This is a genomic window from Microbulbifer sp. MCCC 1A16149, assembly GCF_050368945.1.
In the GTDB taxonomy this organism is placed as follows: domain Bacteria; phylum Pseudomonadota; class Gammaproteobacteria; order Pseudomonadales; family Cellvibrionaceae; genus Microbulbifer.
This window is the reverse complement of the sequence record NZ_CP185959.1, coordinates 2,771,760-2,780,000: the sequence shown is the minus strand read 5'-3', so window position 1 is coordinate 2,780,000 and position 8,241 is coordinate 2,771,760. Positions and strand designations below refer to the sequence as shown.

3 protein-coding genes, 1 tRNA gene and 2 rRNA genes (1 of these 6 cut by a window edge) are annotated in these 8,241 nt (G+C 55.3%); 5 read left to right on the top strand and 1 reads right to left on the bottom strand.

Translation table 11 applies throughout. The features are described from left to right. A 23S ribosomal RNA gene (locus tag ACONT6_RS11750) occupies window positions 1-2,812 on the top strand (it extends 71 nt beyond the left edge of the window). Window positions 2,813-3,025: 213 nt separating this feature from the next. After that, window positions 3,026-3,141: ribosomal RNA gene (gene rrf, locus ACONT6_RS11745) — 5S ribosomal RNA — on the top strand. Window positions 3,142-3,704: 563 nt separating this feature from the next. Here the strand turns inward: rrf and ACONT6_RS11740 are convergent. Next, a tRNA-Leu gene (locus ACONT6_RS11740) sits at window positions 3,705-3,791 on the bottom strand. Between the two features lie 140 nt (window positions 3,792-3,931). Here ACONT6_RS11740 and queA point away from each other — a divergent pair. The 3 genes from queA (at window position 3,932) to secD (ending at window position 8,231) form a co-directional block, all read left to right on the top strand. Beyond that, window positions 3,932-4,987 (top strand): tRNA preQ1(34) S-adenosylmethionine ribosyltransferase-isomerase QueA, encoded by a 1,056-nt coding sequence (gene queA / locus ACONT6_RS11735; protein WP_428818700.1) that lies wholly within the window; start codon window positions 3,932-3,934, stop codon window positions 4,985-4,987. Window positions 4,988-5,082: 95 nt separating this feature from the next. Further along, on the top strand, window positions 5,083-6,198 hold the full coding sequence (gene tgt, locus ACONT6_RS11730; RefSeq protein WP_428818699.1) for a tRNA guanosine(34) transglycosylase Tgt: 1,116 nt from the start codon (window positions 5,083-5,085) through the stop codon (window positions 6,196-6,198). A 164-nt stretch (window positions 6,199-6,362) separates the two neighbouring features. After that, window positions 6,363-8,231 carry a protein translocase subunit SecD gene (gene secD, locus ACONT6_RS11725; protein WP_428818698.1) on the top strand — a complete coding sequence of 623 codons (1,869 nt, stop codon included), beginning with the start codon at window positions 6,363-6,365 and terminating at the stop codon, window positions 8,229-8,231. The last annotated feature ends 10 nt before the right edge of the window (window positions 8,232-8,241 follow it).

Genomic DNA, 8,241 nt, shown 5'->3' with positions numbered 1-8,241 from the left:
AAAGTCTAGGGGAGCTGGCACACAAGCTTTGATCCTGGAATGTCCGAATGGGGAAACCCACCTGTTTTACAGGTATCCCTAACTGAATACATAGGTTAGGGAGGCGAACCCGGGGAACTGAAACATCTAAGTACCCGGAGGAAAAGAAATCAACCGAGATTCCCTGAGTAGCGGCGAGCGAAAGGGGATTAGCCCTTAAGCTATTTATGTCTTAGTGGAAGGATCTGGAAAGTTCCGCGATACAGGGTGATAGCCCCGTACACGAAAAGGCATATTTAGTGAAATCGAGTAGGTCGGGACACGTGTTATCTTGACTGAACATGGGGGGACCATCCTCCAAGGCTAAATACTCCCAGCTGACCGATAGTGAACCAGTACCGTGAGGGAAAGGCGAAAAGAACCCCGGAGAGGGGAGTGAAATAGAACCTGAAACCGTATACGTACAAGCAGTAGGAGCCCTTCGGGGTGACTGCGTACCTTTTGTATAATGGGTCAGCGACTTATTGTCTGTAGCAAGGTTAACCGCATAGGGGAGCCGTAGAGAAATCGAGTCTTAATAGGGCGTTTAGTTGCAGGCAATAGACCCGAAACCCGGCGATCTATCCATGGGCAGGTTGAAGATTGAGTAACATCAATTGGAGGACCGAACCCACTAATGTTGAAAAATTAGGGGATGACCTGTGGATCGGAGTGAAAGGCTAATCAAGCCGGGAGATAGCTGGTTCTCCTCGAAAGCTATTTAGGTAGCGCCTCGCGTCTCACCCACGGGGGTAGAGCACTGTTTGGGCTAGGGGGTCATCCCGACTTACCAACCCCATGCAAACTCCGAATACCGTGGAGTGCAATCGCGGGAGACACACGGCGGGTGCTAACGTCCGTCGTGAAAAGGGAAACAACCCAGACCGCCAGCTAAGGTCCCAAATATCAGTTAAGTGGGAAACGATGTGGGAAGGCCCAGACAGCTAGGAAGTTGGCTTAGAAGCAGCCATCTTTTAAAGAAAGCGTAATAGCTCACTAGTCGAGTCGGCCCGCGCGGAAGATATACCGGGGCTCAAACTGATAACCGAAGCTGCGGATGCTCTTATGAGCATGGTAGAGGAGCGTTGTGTAAGCCGCTGAAGGTGAACTGTGAGGTTTGCTGGAGGTATCACAAGTGCGAATGCTGACATGAGTAACGACAAGGGGGGTGAAAAACCTCCCCGCCGGAAGACCAAGGGTTCCTGTCCAACGCTAATCGGGACAGGGTTAGTCGGCCCCTAAGGCGAGGGCGAAAGCCGTAGTCGATGGGAAACAGGTTAATATTCCTGTACTTGCAATTGCTGCGATGGAGTGACGGAGAAGGCTAGGCCAGCACGGCGATTGGTTGTCCGTGTTTAAGGTAGTAGGCTGGGGACTTAGGCAAATCCGGGTCCCTAAGGCCGAGAGCTGATGACGAAGCTTACTTCGGTAAGTGAAGTGGTTGATGCCATGCTTCCAGGAAAAACTTCTAAGCTTCAGGCAATTGCGAACCGTACTCTAAACCGACACAGGTGGTCAGGTAGAGAATACCAAGGCGCTTGAGAGAACTCTGGTGAAGGAACTAGGCAAAATGGTACCGTAACTTCGGGAGAAGGTACGCCGGTTTTGGTGATGGGACTTGCTCCCTAAGCTGAGGCCGGTCGAAGTGACCAGGTGGCTGCGACTGTTTATTAAAAACATAGCACTCTGCAAACACGTAAGTGGACGTATAGGGTGTGACGCCTGCCCGGTGCCGGAAGGTTAATTGATGGGGTTAGCTTCGGCGAAGCTCTTGATCGAAGCCCCGGTAAACGGCGGCCGTAACTATAACGGTCCTAAGGTAGCGAAATTCCTTGTCGGGTAAGTTCCGACCTGCACGAATGGCGTAACGATGGCCACGCTGTCTCCACCAGAGACTCAGTGAAATTGAAATCGCTGTTAAGATGCAGTGTACCCGCGGCTAGACGGAAAGACCCCGTGAACCTTTACTACAGCTTTGCACTGAACTTTGAGCCTACTTGTGTAGGATAGGTGGGAGGCTTTGAAGCAGTGACGCTAGTCATTGTGGAGCCATCCTTGAAATACCACCCTGGTATGTTTGAGGTTCTAACTCTGGTCCGTTATCCGGATCGAGGACAGTGTATGGTGGGTAGTTTGACTGGGGCGGTCTCCTCCCAAAGAGTAACGGAGGAGTACGAAGGTGCACTCAGCATGGTCGGAAATCATGCAATGAGCATAATGGTATAAGTGCGCTTGACTGCGAGTCAGACATGACGAGCAGGTACGAAAGTAGGTCATAGTGATCCGGTGGTTCTGTATGGAAGGGCCATCGCTCAACGGATAAAAGGTACTCCGGGGATAACAGGCTGATACCGCCCAAGAGTTCACATCGACGGCGGTGTTTGGCACCTCGATGTCGGCTCATCACATCCTGGGGCTGAAGCCGGTCCCAAGGGTATGGCTGTTCGCCATTTAAAGTGGTACGCGAGCTGGGTTTAGAACGTCGTGAGACAGTTCGGTCCCTATCTGCCGTGGGCGTTGGAAATTTGAGAAGAGTTGCTCCTAGTACGAGAGGACCGGAGTGAACGAACCTCTGGTGTTCGGGTTGTCACGCCAGTGGCATTGCCCGGTAGCTATGTTCGGACGGGATAACCGCTGAAAGCATCTAAGCGGGAAGCCTCCTTCAAGATTAGATTTCCCTGACTCCTTGAGAGTCCTAAAGGGCCGTGGAAGACTACCACGTTGATAGGCTGGGTGTGGAAGCGTTGTGAGGCGTTGAGCTAACCAGTACTAATTGCCCGTGCGGCTTGACCATACAACAGAGATGGTTACTAACGATTACTGATCAGATGATCGATCAGTGGATTGTGCGCGAGACGAGACATACAGATCTTGCGGTGTATTACTACAGAATGTTTTACCGACTTATTTGGGTTGATTGTTAGCTGCGAAAGCAGTGGCAAACGAACAATCAAGCGGCAGCGCCGAGCACAGAGCTCATAAGACCAAGCCAACCCAAGCCAGTTTGCCTGACGACCATAGAACTGTGGAACCACCTGATCCCTTGCCGAACTCAGAAGTGAAACGCAGTATCGCCGATGGTAGTGTGGTGTTTCGCCATGTGAGAGTAGGTCATCGTCAGGTTTCTATTCAAAAGCCCTGATCGCTAACGCGGTCAGGGCTTTTTTCATTTCAACCTGCCGATGACCTACTGTACCGCTCCGCGGTACGGTCATGGTGATTCGAGCCTACGGCTCTCACCCTGCGGTGATGCGGCACCCCGACTGCCTGCGGCAGTCCAAACGGCGTTGCCGTTTGTCAGGCTGGAACGCCAGCCCGGTTCAAATAAAAGAAAGGGCCACCCAGTGTAGGTCTGCGGACTTGCAGCTCGCCCCGCTACCAGATCGGACACAAAAATCGAACACAAAAAAGGCCCTGCTCGAACCAACGAACAGGACCTTTTTTATATCTACACGGCGCTACTGAATTAGCTTCCTGATCAGGTTTACGTAAAGGAGGCGTTTAAGAAGCGAGTGCCACCTGCCCGAGGCCGGACTGATCACATTGGCGCAGCCAATGTGCCCCTGCGGGCGCCTGGCGGCGTCCCAACCGCTGGCGCGGTTGGTCGAACCGAGTGCCGGGGCTCGCCGACTTCCAGTACCAAACAAAAAAGCCCTGATTGCTTTCGCAATCAGGGCTTTTTTGTTTGGTACCAGAGGCCGGACTCGAACCGGCACACCCGTTAAGGCGGGGGATTTTGAATCCCCTGTGTCTACCAATTTCACCACTCTGGCAGCTTCGCGAGCGAAGATCGAACTTGGCTCGGAAAGGACGATGATTATAGCGATGGGCCAGTTGCGGTCAACAGGATTTGGCTGCGGGAGAGCTTTCCGTTAGGATTCGCGACCAATCAATAACCACCTAGACTGAATTCATGCAACGCCAGGATTTCTACTTTGATCTGCCGGAATCTCTGATCGCCAAGGCGCCAACCGAGGAGCGCCGGGGTAGTCGTCTTTTGTGCCTCGATGGTGGGACCGGTGAGCTTGCTCACCGCCGCTTTAGCGACCTTCTTGAACTGGTAGAGCCCGGTGATTTGCTGGTATTCAATGATACCCGGGTGATCCCTGCGCGGCTGTTTGCGCGCAAGGCCAGCGGAGGCAGGCTGGAAATTCTCATAGAGCGGGTGCTGGACGAGCATCGCGCCCTGGCCCATATCCGTTCGAGCAAGTCGCCCAAGCCCGGTAGTGAAATTCTGCTGGAAGATGACACCGTCTTGAAGATGGTGGGCCGTCACGATGCCCTGTTTGAGCTGGAGTTTCCGCAGGAAGGGGCATTGCAGGTGCTGGAGCGCCTGGGGCACATGCCACTGCCTCCTTATATAGATCGTGCGGATACCGATTCCGACAAAGAGCGCTATCAGACGGTGTACAGCCGCAACGCCGGAGCGGTAGCTGCGCCCACCGCTGGATTGCATTTCGACGATGAAATGATCGAATCTCTGCGGCACAAGGGGGCAGATACCGCTTTTGTCACCCTGCATGTGGGTGCTGGTACCTTCCAACCGGTGCGCGTGGATGATATCCACACCCACAAGATGCATACCGAGATTCTGGATGTGTCGGAAGAGGTGTGTGCGGCAGTTGCAGCGTGCAAAGCCCGTGGTGGGCGGGTAATCGCCGTGGGCACAACCAGTGTTCGCGCCCTGGAGAGCGCCGCGGCTTCCGGCGAACTGAAGCCGACTCAGGGGGAGACCGACATCTTCATCTACCCGGGGTACCAGTTCAGGGTGGTGGATCGCCTGATCACCAATTTCCATTTGCCGGAGTCGACACTACTGATGTTGGTGAGTGCCTTCGCTGGATATCGAAACACAATGAACGCCTACGCGGCAGCGGTGGAAAATGAATACCGTTTTTTCAGCTATGGCGACGCGATGCTGATAGAGCGCAACGATGCGGTAGATCCCGCTGAAGTGGGTCGAAGGTAATATTTCGGCCTGAATCGTATATTTAACAATATCGATACTACGACATTGATTTAGCGACAGTTTGCGAGGAGATCGTCTTGAGCCGCGAGTGTTTTATGAAATTTGAATTAGATACCACGGACGGCAAGGCCCGCCGTGGGCGGCTGCATTTCCCTCGCGGTGTGGTCGAGACACCGGCGTTTATGCCGGTAGGTACCTATGGCACCGTGAAAGGCATGCTGCCGCGGGATGTGAAAGAAATCGGTGCGCATATCATCCTTGGCAATACCTTCCACCTGATGTTGCGTCCCGGCACCGAGGTCATCAAGGAGCACGGAGACCTGCACGATTTCATGCAGTGGCAGGGGCCGATTCTTACGGACTCTGGTGGTTTCCAGGTGTTCAGCCTGGGCAAGATGCGCAAGATCAGCGAAGAGGGGGTTTCCTTCAAGTCGCCGGTGGATGGCAGCCCGGTATTTGTGGGGCCGGAAGAGTCCATGCAGGTGCAGAAAGACCTGGGCTCGGATGTGGTAATGATCTTCGACGAGTGCACGCCTTATCCGGCAACACCGGACGAGGCGCGCAAGTCCATGGAGTTGTCCCTGCGCTGGGCAAAACGCTCCAAAGATGCCCACGGTGAGAATCCCTCCGCCCTCTTCGGTATCGTGCAGGGGGGCATGTATCCGGAATTGCGGGACGTGTCCCTGGCGGGGCTGACCGAAATCGGGTTTGACGGCTACGCCATTGGCGGACTGTCCGTGGGCGAGCCCAAGGAAGAAATGATCAAGGTCCTGGATCATCTCGCCTACAAAATGCCCGAGGATAAGCCGCGCTACCTGATGGGGGTCGGCAAGCCTGAGGATCTGGTTGAAGGTGTCCGCCGTGGTGTGGATATGTTCGACTGCGTTATGCCCACCAGGAACGCGCGCAACGGCCACCTGTTCACCTTTGCCGGTGTAGTGAAGATCCGCAATGCCAAGCATCGCCACGATACCGGGCCGCTGGAGGAAGGGTGCGATTGCTACACCTGTGAAAACTTCTCCCGCAGCTATCTCCATCATCTGGATAAGTGTGGAGAAATTCTCGGTTCCCAGCTCAATACCATCCACAACCTTCGCCATTACCAGCGCCTGATGCAGCGCCTGCGGGATGCCATCGCGGCCGGCGCGCTGGAAGAGTATGTGAGCGCGTTTTACGCGGGGTTGGGGCGAGAGGTGCCGCCACTGGGGTGAGTGGCGGGGGTGCTGATTTGTGCCACCTGCCTATCCCCGTATAATCAGCCCCCTGTTCAGATTTGGGGCCCCCAGTGGTTGTAATCACTGGCGCGCGTCCGCATATCGTGAGTTATCGAAAAAAATGTGCCCGTGGAACGGGCCACTCCAACAATGAGACCAGCATGAATCGCTTCCCCCTCTGGAAATATCTACTGATCCTGATCATTACCGGGTTGGGGCTGTTGTACGCAGCGCCGAATCTGTATCCCCCCGACCCTGCTGTACAGATATCTGGCCAATCTAGCGCGCTGCAAATTGATCAAAATGTGCTCGACGACGTGCAGGAAGCGCTGGACGAAGCGGGCATCGCCTATTTTGGCGGTGAGGTGCAGGACAAGTCGGTTCTAATTCGCCTGAAGTCCATTGAGGAGCAGTTGCCGGCCAAGCGCGCGATTCAGGAGTCCCTCGGTCACAGCGAGTACGTAGTGGCACTCAACCTGGCACCGACCACTCCGGAGTGGTTGCAGAGTATGGGGGCGAGCCCGATGAAGCTCGGTCTCGACCTCGCCGGTGGTGTGCACTTCCTGATGGAAGTGGATACCAACTCCATCGTCAAAACCAACATGGAAGGCTATGTCTCCGACGTCAAATCCAAGCTGCGTGGGGCCAAAGCGCGCTATCGCAGTGTAGATCTGGAAAACGACCGGGAAATCATTGCCAAATTCCGCTCGGAAGATCTGCGCGACCTGGGCATGCGCACGCTGCGTAAAGAGTTCCCAACCCTGCAACTGACCGAAGCCGGGGGCGGCAGCAACCTGGAGATTCGTGCGACTCTTGCCGAGCAGGAGATCAAGCAGCTGGAAGACTATGCGGTGACCCAGAACCTCACCACCCTGAGAAACCGGGTGAATGAGCTGGGCGTGGCCGAGCCCATTGTTCAGCGTCAGGGGCGCAACCGTATCGTGGTAGAGCTGCCCGGAGTACAGGACACCGCGGAAGCGAAGCGGATCATCGGTAAGACCGCCAACCTCGAATACCGTATGGAAGCCAAGTCCGATGCGCTGGTAACCAGCAAAGAGTACTTCGAATATCGCGACGAACAGGAGCGTGCGGCATACGGCGGTGCCTGGCTCGAGCGCAAGATCATCATCTCCGGTGAGCGGGTGACCGATGCGCGCGTTGGTTATGACGAGAGTGGTTTCCCGCAGGTAAATATCACCCTGGATTCCCGCGGTGGTGAAATGATGCACCGCGCGACCTGGAAGAATGTTGGTCGCCGTATGGGCACCCTGTTCGTAGAAAGCCGCTTCACCCCGGAAAAGCAGGTCGATGCCGAAGGCAATGAGATTATTGTCCAGAAGCGTACGGACGATAAGAAGATCATCAGCCTGGCGACCGTGCAGAGCCCGCTGGGACGTCAGTTCCGCACCACCGGCCTGGGCAGCCCGGCAGAAGCCCAGGAGCTGGCGCTGCTGCTGCGCTCCGGTGCATTGGCCGCGCCGATGTACTTTGTCGAAGAGCGGGTTATTGGTCCGTCTCTGGGGGCGGACAACATCGACGTCGGTGTGACTTCGGTACAGATCGGCCTGCTGGCCGTTGTCATTTGTATGCTGCTGTTTTACCGAGTGTTTGGTCTCGCCGCCAACATCGCACTGGCTACCAACCTGGTTCTGCTGGTGGCGGTGATGTCCATTCTGGGCGCGACGCTGACCCTGCCAGGTATTGCGGGTATGGTGTTGACGATCGGTATGGCGGTGGATGCGAACGTGTTGATCTTCTCCCGTATCCGGGAGGAGTTGCGCAACGGGTTGCCACCCCAGTCGGCGATCAACGCCGGTTTCGACAATGCGTACAGTGCGATTGTGGATGCAAACATCACTACATTGATTGTCGCGGTGATTCTGTACGCCATCGGCTCAGGCCCGGTTCAGGGCTTCGCGGTGACACTGTCGATCGGCATTCTCACCTCCATGTTCAGTGCCATCATGGGTACTCGGGCGTTGATCAATTTGTTCTACGGCGGCCGCCGTGTGCAGAAACTTTGGATTTAAGGGGACGGTG